The organism is Pseudoalteromonas sp. NZS11, from assembly GCF_015864765.1.
Taxonomy (GTDB): domain Bacteria; phylum Pseudomonadota; class Gammaproteobacteria; order Enterobacterales; family Alteromonadaceae; genus Pseudoalteromonas; species Pseudoalteromonas arctica.
In genome coordinates this window covers 81575-96730 of sequence record NZ_JADYWP010000008.1, presented here as the reverse complement: position 1 = coordinate 96730, position 15156 = coordinate 81575, and the positions used below count along the sequence as shown (strand labels likewise).

General features: G+C 38.9%; 19 protein-coding genes. 8 read left to right on the top strand and 11 right to left on the bottom strand.

Translation table 11 applies throughout. The annotated features are described in order from the left end of the window. Positions 1–83 precede the first annotated feature (83 nt). The 4 genes from I6E82_RS15750 to I6E82_RS15735 all read left to right on the top strand — a co-directional run bounded on the left by I6E82_RS15750 (position 84) and on the right by I6E82_RS15735 (position 3265). On the top strand, positions 84–623 hold the full coding sequence (locus tag I6E82_RS15750; protein WP_002957867.1) for a DUF2058 domain-containing protein: 540 nt from the start codon (positions 84–86) through the stop codon (positions 621–623). A 183-nt stretch (positions 624–806) separates the two neighbouring features. Beyond that, positions 807–1130 (top strand): c-type cytochrome, encoded by a 324-nt coding sequence (locus tag I6E82_RS15745; RefSeq protein ID WP_002957866.1) that lies wholly within the window; start codon positions 807–809, stop codon positions 1128–1130. A 165-nt stretch (positions 1131–1295) separates the two neighbouring features. Beyond that, positions 1296–2063: a class II aldolase/adducin family protein gene (locus I6E82_RS15740; protein ID WP_010554363.1), complete on the top strand. Its 768-nt coding sequence runs from the start codon at positions 1296–1298 to the stop codon at positions 2061–2063. Positions 2064–2089: 26 nt separating this feature from the next. Then, on the top strand, positions 2090–3265 hold the full coding sequence (locus I6E82_RS15735; protein ID WP_007375956.1) for a mandelate racemase/muconate lactonizing enzyme family protein: 1176 nt from the start codon (positions 2090–2092) through the stop codon (positions 3263–3265). Positions 3266–3359: 94 nt separating this feature from the next. On the opposite strand, the gene I6E82_RS15730 is transcribed toward I6E82_RS15735, so the two are convergent. The 8 genes from I6E82_RS15730 to I6E82_RS15695 all read right to left on the bottom strand — a co-directional run bounded on the left by I6E82_RS15730 (position 3360) and on the right by I6E82_RS15695 (position 9068). Further along, positions 3360–3731 carry a hypothetical protein gene (locus I6E82_RS15730; RefSeq protein ID WP_007586434.1) on the bottom strand — a complete coding sequence of 124 codons (372 nt, stop codon included), beginning with the start codon at positions 3729–3731 and terminating at the stop codon, positions 3360–3362. A 49-nt stretch (positions 3732–3780) separates the two neighbouring features. Continuing rightward, the gene (locus I6E82_RS15725; RefSeq protein WP_197118267.1) at positions 3781–4620 is read right to left on the bottom strand and encodes an amidohydrolase family protein; all 840 of its coding nucleotides are present in this window, start codon (positions 4618–4620) and stop codon (positions 3781–3783) included. Then, complete coding sequence (locus tag I6E82_RS15720; RefSeq protein ID WP_197102058.1) at positions 4617–5345, bottom strand: SDR family NAD(P)-dependent oxidoreductase; 729 nt, start codon at positions 5343–5345, stop codon at positions 4617–4619. The genes I6E82_RS15725 and I6E82_RS15720 overlap by 4 nt, the downstream gene beginning before the upstream one ends. A 21-nt stretch (positions 5346–5366) precedes the next feature. Then, complete coding sequence (locus I6E82_RS15715; protein ID WP_007586440.1) at positions 5367–5855, bottom strand: FKBP-type peptidyl-prolyl cis-trans isomerase; 489 nt, start codon at positions 5853–5855, stop codon at positions 5367–5369. Between the two features lie 66 nt (positions 5856–5921). Then, complete coding sequence (locus I6E82_RS15710) at positions 5922–7391, bottom strand: LysM peptidoglycan-binding domain-containing protein (protein WP_197118266.1); 1470 nt, start codon at positions 7389–7391, stop codon at positions 5922–5924. Positions 7392–7446: 55 nt separating this feature from the next. Beyond that, on the bottom strand, positions 7447–8469 hold the full coding sequence (locus I6E82_RS15705) for an MBL fold metallo-hydrolase (RefSeq protein WP_197118265.1): 1023 nt from the start codon (positions 8467–8469) through the stop codon (positions 7447–7449). Between the two features lie 63 nt (positions 8470–8532). Then, complete coding sequence (locus I6E82_RS15700; RefSeq protein ID WP_007586447.1) at positions 8533–8838, bottom strand: cell division protein ZapA; 306 nt, start codon at positions 8836–8838, stop codon at positions 8533–8535. Next, positions 8838–9068, bottom strand: coding sequence for a hypothetical protein (locus tag I6E82_RS15695; protein ID WP_007586448.1), 231 nt, complete (start codon positions 9066–9068; stop codon positions 8838–8840). The genes I6E82_RS15700 and I6E82_RS15695 overlap by 1 nt, the downstream gene beginning before the upstream one ends. A gap of 238 nt (positions 9069–9306) precedes the next feature. Here I6E82_RS15695 and I6E82_RS15690 point away from each other — a divergent pair, with 238 nt between their 5' ends. After that, a complete protein-coding gene (locus tag I6E82_RS15690; protein ID WP_197118264.1) occupies positions 9307–10146 on the top strand; it encodes a 23S rRNA (adenine(2030)-N(6))-methyltransferase RlmJ in 840 nt (279 codons plus the stop codon). A gap of 105 nt (positions 10147–10251) precedes the next feature. On the opposite strand, the gene I6E82_RS15685 is transcribed toward I6E82_RS15690, so the two are convergent. From I6E82_RS15685 to I6E82_RS15675, 3 genes are all read right to left on the bottom strand, one after another. Next, complete coding sequence (locus I6E82_RS15685; RefSeq protein ID WP_101164326.1) at positions 10252–11070, bottom strand: META domain-containing protein; 819 nt, start codon at positions 11068–11070, stop codon at positions 10252–10254. A 121-nt stretch (positions 11071–11191) separates the two neighbouring features. Continuing rightward, on the bottom strand, positions 11192–11758 hold the full coding sequence (locus tag I6E82_RS15680; RefSeq protein WP_007586451.1) for a PhnA domain-containing protein: 567 nt from the start codon (positions 11756–11758) through the stop codon (positions 11192–11194). A 78-nt stretch (positions 11759–11836) separates the two neighbouring features. Continuing rightward, positions 11837–12586, bottom strand: a complete 750-nt coding sequence (locus I6E82_RS15675; protein ID WP_197102065.1) for a substrate-binding periplasmic protein — start codon at positions 12584–12586, stop codon at positions 11837–11839. Between the two features lie 150 nt (positions 12587–12736). Between I6E82_RS15675 and I6E82_RS15670 the strand changes: the two genes are divergently transcribed. The 3 genes from I6E82_RS15670 to I6E82_RS15660 all read left to right on the top strand — a co-directional run bounded on the left by I6E82_RS15670 (position 12737) and on the right by I6E82_RS15660 (position 15076). Next, positions 12737–14002 carry an EAL and HDOD domain-containing protein gene (locus I6E82_RS15670; protein ID WP_197118263.1) on the top strand — a complete coding sequence of 422 codons (1266 nt, stop codon included), beginning with the start codon at positions 12737–12739 and terminating at the stop codon, positions 14000–14002. A gap of 2 nt (positions 14003–14004) precedes the next feature. Beyond that, positions 14005–14619 carry a paraquat-inducible protein A gene (locus I6E82_RS15665; RefSeq protein ID WP_197118262.1) on the top strand — a complete coding sequence of 205 codons (615 nt, stop codon included), beginning with the start codon at positions 14005–14007 and terminating at the stop codon, positions 14617–14619. A gap of 94 nt (positions 14620–14713) precedes the next feature. After that, positions 14714–15076, top strand: coding sequence for a hypothetical protein (locus I6E82_RS15660; RefSeq protein ID WP_331459165.1), 363 nt, complete (start codon positions 14714–14716; stop codon positions 15074–15076). Positions 15077–15156: the final 80 nt, after the last annotated feature.

Here is a 15156-nt window from a genome sequence, read left to right as displayed (position 1 = left end):
CTAGATTAATGTCGATAGCGCTGTTATTTGAACTCGTTGGTGATTAAAATAGCGATAATATTAGTTTTTAGTGGAACAAAGCCATGGGTTCATTACAAGACCAATTGCTTCAAGCAGGATTAACAACATCGCATAATGCTAAAGTTGCTAAATCAGAAAAGCGTAAGCAACAAAAAAAGCAAAAGAAAGGGGCTACTAGCAACCCAAGTGATCTGCAAAAGCATATTCAACAAACCAAGCTAGAACAGCAAAAAAAAGCTGAAGAGCTTAACCAAACACGCCAAGTGAGCTTAAAGCAGCGTGAACAAGAAGCGCGTGTTAAACAAATTTTAGAGCACCACAACCAAGACGCTATTCGTGGTGAGCGCACATTTAATTTTACTTATCAAAACAAAGTAAAAAATATCGACGTGAACGAGAAAACGCAAAAAGCGTTATCGGGCGGTCGTTTAGCTATTTGTGTACTAGAAGGGCAATTTTACGTATTAGACGACGAACCAGCACGCAAAGTGGCTGAAGTTGACGAAAAGTATATTGTTTTTCATGTAGAGCCAGAAAACAAACCAAAAGATGAAGATGACCCGTACGCAGACTTTGAAGTACCAGATGATATAGTGTGGTAATAGTCTATTAAGGGTAAGCTCATTTTTATTTGCTAAAGTATATAAAAGTGAGACAGAAACGAGTTGGCGGTTTTTGGTTAAGTTGATCGTCTAGCGTCGTTTCGTACGTATGCTTTTTATTTGATTGTTTACTACAATCAATAGAACAGTTTTTCTAACCGTCAAAAAAGAAGAGTAAATACAATGAGCAAGATGAAAACACTACTATTAGGCGCGGGTATTACTTTAGCCGCAAGCTTCTCGTTTAATGCAGCTGCCGCCGATGGCGCTGCACTTTATACAGCTAAGAATTGTCAAACTTGTCATGGCGCTGAAGGTAAAGCACCAATTATGGGTATGTACCCTAAACTAAACGGTCAAAACAAAGACTATTTAGTAGCGCAAATGAAAGATATTAAGTCAGGTGCACGTAATAACGGTATGACCATGGCTATGAAAGCAATGGTTGCAACGGTAACTGATGAAGAGTTTGAAGCAATTGCAGATTACCTAGCTAACGTAAAATAATTTACGCAGCTATACCATTTTAATGCAATTGGTATTTTAGTTTTACAAACAGCCACACAATAGTGTGGCTGTTTTGTTTGGTGTTTGCTATAAAATAGAGACTGCTTTAGACTTCTAAACATCTGTTCGTACAGGTTAATAATGTACGTTTTTAAAAGGCTTATTATGTTTGATTTACCCCAACTCGATTTAAAAAATAAAGTATCGGCACAAGAGTGGCAACTTCGTGTTGATTTAGCCGCATGTTATAGACTGGTTGAGCACTTTCGTTGGGGGGATTTAATCTATACGCATTTATCAGCACGTTTGCCTGGCACTGACCACTACTTAGTGAATGCCTTTGGTTTAACCTTTGATGAAGTAACTGCCTCTAATTTAGTGAAGGTCGACTTAGACGGTAACATTATTGACGATACGCCATTTAGTATTAATCCAGCTGGTTTTACTATTCATAGTGCGATTCATGAGGTACGCGAAGACGCTCATTGTGTTATTCACCTTCATACTAAAGAAACAATCGCAGTCGCTACACAAAAAAATGGTTTATTACCGCTTAGCCAATATTCAATGTTTTCACTGCCATCGCTTTCTTATCATGGTTACGAAGGGCTTGCAGTAAACGACGACGAGCGAAAAGTGCTGCAAGATGATTTGGGCAGTACTAACCATATGTTATTGGTAAATCATGGTGGCTTAACAGTAGGGCCAACGGTAGGCGATGCGTTTATGCGCTTTTATGATTTACAGCGAGCGTGTGAAATTCAATTAGCGCTACAATCAAGTTCGCAAGAGGTGATTGAAGTACCGCAACCTATAATCGACAATATTTATAATCAAGCAAACGTAGTACACAGTGGCAGCACTGGCGGGCAACTTGCGTGGCCTGCGATGTTGCGTAAAGCGTATCGACTTGACCCTAGTTTTGCAAAATAACCCATAGCGGTTAATAAGGAATTTTAATGAAAGTAAATCGCGTTGAAGTATTTGATATTCACTGTCCTGATAGACCTTCTTGGACACCTGTGTTTGTACGTATTCATACTGACGAAGGTATTAGTGGTGTTGGCGAAGCGGGCCTTGCATACGATTTAGGTCACAGTGCTGCAGCGGCTATGATTAAAGAAATGGCCGACGCCTTTTTAATCGGCCACGACCCTTTTCAAACAGAAAAACTATGGTCACGTATGTTACGTGAGAGCTTTTGGGGTTTAGGCGGCGGACCAGTTGTATATGCTGCAATGAGCGCAATTGATACCGCACTTTGGGATATAAAAGGTAAAGCGCTTGGTTTACCTGTATACCAGTTATTAGGCGGTAAGGTTAACGACAAACTACGTACGTACGCATCGCAATTACAGTTTGACTGGGATAGCGAATTTAAAGCGCTAGTACAACCGCAAGAATATGCAGAAGCGGCTTTAAAGGCGATGGCCGAAGGTTACGATGCAGTAAAAGTAGACCCAATTCAGTACGATAAAGACGGCAATACTTATTACGACCGTACAAAAATAATCTCACGTACTGAAATGAAGTTATATCGTGCACGTATGCAAGCTATTCGCGAAGCGGTAGGTGACGAAGTAGATATTATTTTTGAATGCCACAGCTTACCTGGTGTGACAACAGCTATTCAGTTGGGTGAAATTGCAGAAGAATTTGACTGCATGTACTTTGAAGAGCCAGTTAACTATTTAAACCATTCATTACATGCAAAAGTAGCAGATAAAGTTAATGTGCCAATTGCTGGTGGTGAGCGTTTGTATAATCGCTGGGGTGTGCGCCCGTATTTAGAAGATCAAAGTATTGATGTACTACAGCCAGATATTGGTTTATGTGGTGGTTTTACCGAAACCAAAAAAGTGTGCGATTACGCTGATATTTTTGATGTGCGTATTCAAGCTCACGTATGTGGCGGGCCTGTTGCAACAGCAGCATCACTGCACTTAGAAACGGCTATCCCTAACTTTTTGATTCATGAGCACCATACTTATGCGATTAAAAAGTGGAACCGCGAGTTATGTTTACAAGACCCACAACCTAAAAACGGCTTCTTTGAAGTATCAGAAGAACCAGGGTTAGGTATTGAATTAAACGATGAGATTGTTATGCGTTCTCAACGCGTAGAAATAAAATAATAGCCTTTTAACCTAACTTTAGGTTATGCATTAAAAAGCCGGTAAGTGATTAGTCACTTACCGGCTTTTACTTTTTTGGGGGAGGTAAAGCTTGTTATAACTCGTTGACTTTACATTCCACGTCTTTAAGTTCAATAGTTGCTTTGCTATCGAGATGGCGTATGTAGCACTGATTACCTTTAATCATCAATTCAAACTGATCGGGTGTATTGCGACTTTGCGTGTCGATAATATTATTACCATCTACATTGCTAAGGGTTACTGTGCTGCTGGTAGTAAATACATCATCAGCTAATTGAGTCTCTTGCATATGTACAAGTGTTTTAATTGCTTTGCTAACGGCTGTTTTATTTGGCTTTGCCAGTAGGGCATGTTGCAGCTTAGGTGTCGGGTCTGGGTTTTGAGATATGCAGCCATTGAGAAGAAGCGCTGAAAATACAACGATTAGTAAAAAGTACATTTTCATAAATTGGCCGTATTATCATAAAAAGAGAGTTTAATATAACTAGTTTTACTTACACTTGGTAGTAGTGCTTAGCGTTTGTATAGCTAAGGTCATGCCATGTCTTATCGTTTGAGCATAACGCCTTATGGCAGTGCCATAGATTGTTGTAGCTTGTATTTATTTGGCACACAGGGAAGTTGCTAGCAAACATAATACGCTGCTGGCCAAAGTGATTAAAAAGAAAACTAAAACACGCGGCTTGTTGCTCGCTGGTGAGTTGTAGTAATTCAAAACCAGAGAATTTAATTGCTATGTTGTCATGCTGAGCAAGTAACTCAACACCTTGTCGCCAATCATTTAAATTACTTGGCAGTCCTGCATGATTAATTATAATTTGAAGCTGCGGTAGCTGCTTAGCGTAGTAAGCTATTTGTTTGGTTATTTCGCTATTTTCAATATCAAATTGAGCTTCAAAATGCAGTTGGGTATCTGATAATATTGTTAGGTTTTTAAAACTATTAGCATCTAATAAACGCTTTGCGTCAGTACCTTCGGTTATATCTCTAATGCCACACAAACTCAGATGAGCTAAAGCTTCTAACGAGTTTATAAACTGATCAGCCGATGAGTCAATTCGGTTGTAACTAATAGCCTTAAATGAAAGGCTTTTTAAATGCGAGTCTAGCCAGTTTAGCTCGTTAATAGGGGAGGTGTTATCAAACCCGGCTTCTATATGAACAAGCCCTACTAGCTCAAAGTCAGTACTTTTAACAAGTTGCTGTGCACTTATTGGTTGTTTAATTTTTTCTAGGTTAGGCCATGCTGGCGGGTTTTCGCCTTGTAGCCAAGTATATTGCCCCTCGGCAAGATTAAAAAAATGCACATGAGGGTCAATAATTTGCATGCTCATTGCGCTGTGTAACCACCATCAATGCTTTGTAGGCTGCCAGTAATAAAGCTGGCATCGTCGCTTGCTAAAAAGCTCACAAGGGCAGCAACCTCATCGGCTTGACCTAATCGGTTAAGCGGTTGAAGACTTGCTTCCTCGGCAACTATTTCAGCTTTGTTTGCGCCACTTTTTGCGCAGTACGCATCTATCGCGTTATGAAAAAGCGGGGTTTCTATTGTGCCAGGGCATACCGCATTTGCTCTAATATTAAAACCCGCGTAATCAAGCGCTGTTGTTTTAGCCATTGAGGCAAGGGCATGTTTTGTTAGGTTATACGCAAAAGAGTTTTGCTTACCTATAATTGCCTGATCGGAAGCGACTAATATAATAGCGCCGCCATTTTGCGCTTTCATGCTTGGCAATACGCTTTGTATCGCGGCATAAGCGCCTTTAACATTAAGCGCAAAAAGTGCATCGAGAGTTTGCTCGTCGGTGCTTTCTATATTTGCGCTTAAGTGTTTTCCAGCATTAGAAACAAGTACGTCAATACGTTTGCTTTGTTTACAGATAGCGTTGATACAGCTTTGTACCGCCGATACATCACTTACATCACACTGATGAAATATACCGATTTCGCTTAGCTCTATATCAAGGTTATGTACTTCATAGCCATTGTTTAGCAAACGCTTTACTACGGCTAAGCCAATACCTTTTGTACCACCTGTAACGACTGCAACTTTAGACATACTTACTTCCTTTATTGCTAACTAGTGAGAGTGACCACAGCCGCCTTCAGCGTGCACGTGTCCGTGAGAAACTTCTTCACTTGTTGCTTCACGTACTGATATAACTTCAACGTCAAACGTTAGCGTTTTACCAGCAAATGGGTGGTTTAAATCACAATCTGCGTTAAAACGACCAACCTTAACAATAGTAACCTGATGACGACCTTGGTTAGAGCTAACCATTGCTGTCATACCTGGTTTCCATACTTTAACATCGCCTTGTAGATGCTTTAACGGAATACGCTGAATTAAGTCATCAACACGCTCGCCGTATGATTCACTTGGCTCTAGAGTTACACTAAATTTTTCGCCAGCTTCTTTGCCTTCAAGTGCTTTTTCTAAACCAGGAAGCATGCCTTCGCTGCCATGAATGTAAGTAAGTGGCGCTTCGTTTGTGCTACTTTCAATTTGCTCGCCCGCTTCGCTAAGGGTGTAATGAAATTCAACTGCTGAATTTTTGCTAATTTGCATGCTTGTCTCTTCAAATAATAACTATGTTAGGGCGCAATTTTACGCGAAATATACTTGTTTATAAACTTAACGTGGCTGATTTAGTGTTTTTTGTAAATTTAGCAGAAAATCTTTTTTTGTTGGGGCTGCTTTTTGCTTTTCAGCTTGTGGTATAAACAGTACTAATTGAGTGCCAGGCTTTAAAATACTTGATGCAGAGAGTTTGTTCCATTTTGCCAAGTCGCTATGAGGTACATCGTAAAGCTGACTTATACTCCAAAGGCTATCGCCCGACTTAACTTCGTAATCTATTTCAATGGTGGGAATCGCAATCTCTTGGTGTTCTAAATAAGGGCTGATTTTGTAATCAACTGTTAATGTGCTTGGCAGGGTTTTAGGTTGTCCAACTAATAACTTTTCTCCAACGCCTATTAAATTATTATTTTTGTTATTAAGTTGTTTTAAAGCTTTTACCGACATACTAAAACGTCTAGCAATACCGTAAAGCGTGTCGTTTTGTTTAACGATGTACTCTCCAGCAAAGTTTGATTTAAAAAACTGACTTTTTAATAAAGCCTCTTGTCCTATAGGAAGCAGTAAAGCATGCGGCCCGTTAGGTGAGCTTTGATTTTTTAAATATCCCTGATTAATCGCGTGTAACTGCTTTGAGCCTATACCAGAGAGCTTAGCTATAACCGAAAAATCGAACTGCTGGCCTATATTCATCTGTGTTGTAAATGGCTTATATGCAAGCTTTGGGCGTTTTATGCCCTTTTGTGGGTGCTTAACTAAATAGCTTAAAGCGAGTAACTTGGGTACGTAGTCGGCGGTTTCTTTTGGCAGACTGAGTGACCAGTAATCCGTGCTTTTACCGCGTTTTTTGTTTTTTTCGATTGCGCGTTTAACGCGGCCCTCACCACTGTTATAAGCAGCCAAAGCATGTAGCCAATTACCATCAAAGCGTTTATGTAAGTAGCTTAAGTAATCAAGTGCAGCATCGGTTGAAGCAAGTACGTCTTGGCGACCGTCATACCATTGGTCTGACTTAACTCCAAAGTGATGCGCTGTTGCGCCAACTAACTGCCAAACACCAACAGCTTGCTGTGATGAGGCTATCGTTGGTCTAAAATCGCTTTCTACAAATGGTAGTAAAGCGAGCTCCATAGGTAGTTGCTTTTGCTCAATTTTTTTTACGATATGATACAGGTAAGGCGCTGCGCGTTTACTCACAGTTTGCAAGTAGTTAGGTTGCTTTGCGTACCAGCTGATACGCTTTTTTAACGCGCGATTTTGATAAACCGTAAAGTGTAGATTGTTGGCTATATGCACCCACAGATCGGTGGTTTTTGGTGGGCGCTTTTTTACGATTGTTTTTTTGAATTGAAGTGGCGTAACGTGCTCACTAACTTGGGGCGTTTGAGCTACTTCATCATCAATATCATAAGTATAGTCAGGCTCAAAATGAGTAAATATTTGTGGAGCTTCTTGTGGTTCTTGCTCCGTTGATTGACAACCAAATAACAAAATACCCAAACAACATAAAACCAAACTGCGCATAGTGATCACTTTTGTAAATTCCTTTTATTATTTTAACACAATCCGTTGTGTTGAGTTATTCTGCGCTTTTTGCGCGATTTAGGCCAGCTTGTAAAAAGAAGTTGCTCGATTTTATATTAAGCGCTTCTTGTTTATAAGGCTCAATAACTGATTCAGGAAACGATAGCATTAACTGCTCAATACTTTGATCTTTATTGTTTTTAACGTGCTCTGTTATGGCTGTTAAAAATGATAGAGGCTGTTTCAGCTGCTCTTTTGTTAATGTACCGCCGTGCCCAGGTAAAATAATAGTGAGCTTTTCGTCGTTAATATATTGCTTAAGCAACGTTTGCCAACTTTTAAGTTCACCGTGTCCAGGGTAAGGAAGCCAGTCAACGATATCGCCACCAATCAGCACACTGCCATTATTAGTAGTAATAGTTAAATCACCGTTAGTATGGGCTTGCTGCGGCTCAATGGTTATCTCAAAACCACCAAGGTCGATAGTTTTATGATTATCGATTATTATTTTTGGTTCGCCAAGTTGATATTCTTGCCAGCGAAAAAGTCGTTTTTTTGCAAGCTCTAACTTATTTCGCCATTTAGCTTGCTCTTCTTTGGGCACATTCGCTAATCGTTGGTAGCTCAGCTCGATGCTCTTTTCATACGTGTCTAGCTTGTCGGTATATGCTGTTTGATAAAGGTTAAAATTTTTATTTACCTGCTGATGAACAATGAGCTTGGCATCAGGATAAAAATTTTGCATAACCGCCATACCTAGCAAGTGATCGTCATGGTAGTGGGTAGCCACTAAATAGCATAAGGGTGTTTTAAGGCGGTTCTTTAAATCTTTAGCAAGTTGTTCAACTGCAGCAAAATTGGCGCTCGTATCAACAAGTAGGGCACATTTCTCGCCTTCAATTAACACTTGGTTAGAGTCGTAAAAGCGAAGCTTGTCTTGTTGCTTTAAAAACTGAATATGAGGGTTTATTGTATTCCAAGTGACGGCAGCATAGGTGCTAGGTACTATTGATAATAAAGTGCATGCTAATAGTAAGTGCTTACATGAAGAGGCTATGTTTGAAAGTTTTAACTTCATTTATTATCTCTACGCTGATGTTTAATTACTTTAATAATAAACAAAAAGCGCAGTATGCGCTTTTTATTTTTGGTGTTTGGGGTCATTTGCCAAATGCTGACTGAGTTTATCAATCATTTGGTCTTGATGCTGTTGCTCAACTGTAGCCTGTGTTTTTGCTTCTAGCAATTCGTGGCTTAAGTTTAATGCTGCCATTAGTAGGGCTTTTTGATCGTTTCTAACGGTTGAGCGTTGCTTCATTTGCTCAACTAAGTCATTTAGATTTTTAGCTGCTGCTATTAATGCATCTTCCTGCCCTTCAGGGCAAGCAAATTGCTGCTCTTTACCTAGCAACTCAACAGTGACCCGCTGGTTTTGCAGCTCAGACATTAGCTAGCCTGTTGTGCGCTTTGTAACTTATCAAGAAGACCAGATAAAGTAGTGCTGGCATCTTTTTGCTTTTCTTCATTTTCTAAAGCTTCAAGTTGTAGCAATTCGTTGTCATCGCTTAGTTTAGTGTTCTGTTCTTTTAAAGTAACAACATCTGTTTGTAATTGGTTATTACGTTCGATTAAAGAATCGATCAGTTGTTCGAGTTGTTGAAGAGTAGTGTTATTCATAAAGGCGCTCATATAACTGTAATTAATGTCATGCAAATGTAAAGCAAAGTGTGTTGATTTGCCAGCATTTACGGTGGTTTTAGCTGATTTTTCTTTTGCGTTAAGGGATAATTCAGCATATGGGCTTTTTCATTCAGAAATGGTTCACTTAAACACTCTCTTATCTTGGTGTAAGTTGCCAAAGCCTAGTGCTTATGGTTCACTTACGATATTAAATTGCGTATGGCGAAAATAAATAATGCTTAGTTACAGACACTCATTTCATGCGGGTAATCCTGCCGATGTACTTAAACACTTAGTACTGGCACAAGTGCTAAATTATCAAACAATTAAAGATAAACCGCTTGATTATATAGACACACATTCAGGTGCTGGCTTTTTTGAACTTGCAGCTGCCGATGCGCAAAAAACGCAAGAGTATCAAGATGGTATTGAAAAACTTTGGCATCATAAAAGTGAGCATGCTGAGCTTAATGAATACATTGAATTAATTAAGTCATTTAACGACACTGACGAACTTACGTTTTATCCAGGTTCACCAAAAATTGCAGAGCACTACTTACGCCGCCAAGATAAGGGTTGGTTTTTTGAACTGCACCCGCGCGATTTATTATTACTTGAAGAAAACATGCAAGGTAAGCGATCTATTCGTGTACGTGGAGAGGATGGTTTTGCAGGTTTAGTTGGTTTATTACCACCAGCATCTCGCAGAGCGTGTGTGTTAATTGACCCTCCATACGAAATTAAAGATGACTACGAAACGGTTGTAAAAACCTTAGTTAAAGCTTATCAGCGTTTTGCTACAGGTACTTACATGATTTGGTATCCGGTTGTAGATAGAGAGCGCATTGATAATATGGAGCAGGGCTTAATTGATTCAGGAATGCGCAACATTCAGTTATTTGAATTAGGCACTGAAGCGGATACTGACGTACACGGTATGACAGCATCGGGCATGATTGTAATTAATCCTCCATGGAAGCTAAAGCAAACAATGGATGCAATAATGCCTGAACTTGTTAGTTTGTTAAGTGAGCCAAGTGGTTTTTACAGAAGTGAACAACTCGTTGATGAGTAACTTTAAATAGCGCTTATAACGAATAATAAAATGCCCAGCTTTGCTGGGCATTTTATTTAAAATCAATACGAATGTGTTAGGTAATATATATAAGGGAGCTAAATATTAATTAAAATAAACCGCACTAAAAGTAGCAAGCGTATTACCGCGACTGTTTTTAAGTTTTAGTGATTCACCTGTTATTTCCCACTTTGAAGTTTTGCTAAGTACGTCAGACATAGCCGCTTCTTGGCTCATATTATCCGAGCACATCTTTTTTGTACTTGCTAGCTGACTAAGTGTAATTGTTTGCTGCTCGGTACTATAGCTTCCGCTAAAATTATTACAGCCTAAAAAGCCATTAACGCGGTGGTCTTTATTGAACTGAATGAATGGTTCTTTAGTTGTAACATTCACAGTTTGAGCATTTATTGTTATTGCTTTCCAGTAAGTATTTGTGAGTGTTACATCGGGTTTTTGAGTCGACACTTTTGAAAGCTCAATTTTATAGGGGGTAGTTAACTGTGATTCTGCAAACGGGTCATGATTTGTTGTACTTGTGTAAAGCACTTTGTCTTTATTTATAATTCTGGCGCTTAGGCTATAGCGATGTTTATCGCTAATTTTGCTGGCATCATAAATTAGCTCAACGGTAAATGGCGGGGCTTGGGTTACATCAATCACTTCTTGTGTGATTATATCGGCTTTTACATCCATTTTAGATACATTGGAAAGCGTAACTATTAATTGCGAGCCAGGGCGAAGCATACTGCGATCTTTGTAGCTAGCTTGGATAGTTAGGCTGGTTATTGCTTCTGCAATTTCTGTGTTTTCAGTCGATTTAGTTTGCTCACCGCAGCCAGTTACTGCAAAAGCGCTAAGCGCCAATAAGCCAATCCCTGCAACTGCCTTTTTACGCGAAGATACTGCTTGATGCTTTTCCATGTTGGTTATCCTTACTCAATATTATGTCCTTAGTGTATTACCTAGTTACTTAATCATTCCTTAACTTATTTTAAACATAAAAAAAGGCGCATTAGCGCCTTTAATAATTAAAAACAAACGATTATTTTTTAACAAACTTAGTTAAAATAACAATGCGCTGGCCGTCAACTCGCCCTTCAATATGTTCAGGGTTGCTGGTTAGGCCAATATTACGAACAGCTGTTCCACGTTTAGCGGTAAGGCTACTGCCTTTAACGTCTAAGTCTTTAATTAGGGTAACAGTATCGCCTGCTTGAAGTACTACACCGTTGCTATCTACATGCTTTAAATCGTCATCTTCGGCAAGTGCTTTTTTAGCCCAGGTTAGCGTGTCTTCTTCAAGGTAAATCATGTCTAGCGCATCTTGTGCCCAGCCATTATCAGGCGCTAAACGCGAAAGCATTCTGTAAGCTACAACTTGTACTGCAGGAGTTTGGCTCCACATGCTATCGTTTAAACAGTGCCAATGTGTAGGCGTTATTTCGCTGTTATTCTCGATTTGATCTTTACATGTTTGACACGTGTAAATACATTTATCTGAGTGGGTTTCAGTTACCGGTGGTACTTCATAAACAGATAAGTTCTCGGTGGCTGCACACAATTCACATTGATTATTACTACGTTCGATTAAGGCTTTTTCAATACTCATGGGGCTCTTTCTGATTCTGGTCGAGTTAACATTTGCTGCTATTATACTCCAAAACACGAGCTCTGCGCCATTAGTCCCTTAATTTTGTGTGGGTATATTACTCATATACTTATCTTCAATACTTTTTATATATCCTTGAGCGTGAAGGTTTTTAATTGCTAGGTTTATTTGGGGCAATAACCCTTTATGTTTGCTCAATAAACGAATTCTTAAAAAACCATGGGAATGCTGTGCGCCAAAGGCAATGTTTATCCCTAACTGCTTTGCCCAATAGAGTGCAGTTAACTTACCTACTAGTGCTGCTTCTACACGGTTTCTTGATAGAGCGGTCATAAGTTCTTTCTCGGATGGAAAGTCAACACGCTCAAAGGTGTTATCATTAAAGTAATAGTAACCTAGTACCGTTCCTATATTTTTGCCCTTTAAGCTATCAGCGCTTTGCCAGTTCCGGGCATTTTGAGGCAAGGTAACAATCATTTCTGTGGCATAAATAAGGGGCTCTGAAAAAACATAACGAGAGTCATTTCTCTCATCCTTTGGAAGCCATTCTAATGAAATAACATCAAAATCGATTATTTCATCTTGTAAATATTTGGTAATACGCTTTGTGGGTAGGTCGATATGAGAAGCTGCAATATTTGCATCATCGAGTGCTTTTTCAATAATTTCGGGTAATACACCAGGCTTTTCTGGATCATTTGTATAATATGGATAATGACTACCTGACGCGCTAACATTGTATTTGAGGGGAGTAGGGTTAATGCTGGCATAGCTAAAAGATACAAATAGTAGAGGGCTCAGTACTAATAACCGAATAAAGTTAGCCAAATCTCCACCTTTTATATTAATATTTTTATATTAGTGTTGTGTAATTTTAACATTTTTGCAATGACGACTATGTTTATCTTATGCGAGTTGCATTAAAGTACACATATTATTGGCTGTTTTGCCATCTCTTATTTATAGGTTTAGAGCCAAGTGAAATTAAATAACATACCTGATGAGGTACAAAAAATAACTCAGTTTGTCGCGCGGCAACCTATTTTTGATATAGACCAGAATGTTTTCTCGTACGAACTGCTTTATCGAGACTCAGCCAACAATGCGTTTCCTGTGGGCACTTCTGATGTGCATGCGACAAGCCGCCTGTTTTTTAATGCATTAATGTTGGTAGGTTTAGATAGACTTACCGCGCATCATTTAGCTTTTATAAACTTGTCATCAGAAACTATTCTCGATAACTTTCCCAAACTTTTATTGCCAGAAAATAGTGTTATTGAAATAGTAGAGCGCACGGGCAATATTCCTGCGGTTGCTGAGCGTGTGCAAGAACTTAAAAAAGAAGGGTATGTTTTTGCACTTGATGATTACGATGGCGATCCAAAATGGGAGCCACTATTAGCACATGTTGATTACATAAAAATTGAGATAGATGATCCGGTTATTAAAACCAATATGCGCATTAAAAAAATAAAACGCGCAAATCCACATGCAAAAATAATTGTTGAACGAATAGAGACGCATGAACAATTTAATATATTAAAATTGGCAGGCTGTGATTTATTTCAGGGGTTCTTTTTCTCTCGCCCAGAAATGATTACATATAAAGGTGTAGAGCCTTCAAAGTTAACTGTTTTTGATCTATTGCGTTTTACAGCAAAACAAAAACTTTGCTTTAAAGAAGTTCATCAACGAGTGGCCAGAGATGTAGCCATAACAGCGAGGGTCTTAAAGCTTGCTAACGCGCGTTCAGGCAAAGCAAATTTAGTCATTACTTCTATTTCACAAGCGGTTATTTATTTAGGTGAGGACACAATAAGGCAATTTGTTCGCGTATTAGCAATTAGTGAGTTGGGGGTCGAAAAACCAACTGAATTAACTAAGCTTGCTTTAACGCGGGCTCAATTTATGTCGCTAATATTGGAGCAAAATAATAAAGAGCTGACCGAGCAAGGGTATCTGGTGGGTTTGTTCTCAGTGCTTGATGCTATTTTAGATGCTGATTTAAAAGACATAGTTAAAGAGTTTACTTTAGATGCTGCAATATCTGATGCGTTACTATTAGAGAGCGGCATCTTAGGGAGCTGTTTATCGCTTATAAAAGAGTTTGAATTAGATAATATAGATGAAGCTATGCTCCATTTGGCCAACATAAATTCAGAGCTACACATTGGCGATATGTTTAATTTTTTACTGGATGCTGTTTTATACAGTGATGACATTATTGAGGCAATAGCAGAATAAATATGCGTAATTGGTTATCGGTTATAAGTGTAGTGGTTGCTCTTTGTTTATTGTTTCCTGGTATTACAAAACCAGTATTAACAATAGAGGGCAACATAGATAAATCAAAACTAGCGCAAGCGGGTATTGAAATGCTGGCTGAAGAGGGCGATGGTCGCACTCGCAGCATGCTAATGATGTTCTCGAACATGCTAGGGCTCGATAAGTTAGAAGGTGAGATTAGCGCCTATAACAAAACACAAAGTATTTTAGGCACAGTTCAAGAGCTTGCTAGCAATAATAATTTATTTGTAGCTGCTTTAGTGGGGTTGTTTTCTATTGTTATTCCAAGCTTAAAGCTGCTATTACAATTGCTTTATTGTTGCCTACCTTTGAATGGGTTTAAGCAAAAGCTCGGTCTGGTTATTTGTGCATTAAGTAAGTGGAGCATGGTTGATGTATTTGTTATTGCATTAATAGTGACTTACTTAGCAGGTAACGCCCATGGTAAAAGTGGTGAGCTACTTGTTATGAATGCACAATTTGGTGAAGGGTTTTGGTATTTTAGCGCATATTGTATATTTGCAATTATCGCGAGTAACTTAATTAAAACACCTGATAAACCGCAGTCTACATAATTAAAGTATTTGTGGTTGCCGTTAGGTTACCTTACAATCATTTTAAAGTTTATTAAAAGGCATAATGTTGCAACGTTTTTACTCTAGTTTACTCATGATAACTTTGCTGCTCACTTTTGTGGGTCAGTCAGTTGCGTCTGTAGCTATGGTATGCGAAATGCCACATATGCCAACTAAAAAAGCAATGCATGCCCAAATGCCAATGACACAAAGTAGTGATGCAACAGCTGTCGCTAGCATGTCTGATAATATGATGCAGATGGATTGTTGCGACGATGAAAATACGCCACAAAACGACTGTAAATGCCCTATGAGTGGCTGCGCTGCTAACTCAATGCTTAATGTTAATACTTTATTTAGCGTTACTTTACTTGAATCTGAAAAAGTAAATGTACGTGTATTTACTACACAAATTAATATACCTCGTTCACTCTATCGCCCTCCTATGTCTGCTTAATAGCAGGATAGGTGTAATATCAATTTTATTGAAAATATGCTCATTCTAGCGAGTTAAATAACTCTCTAACTGCGTTAAAA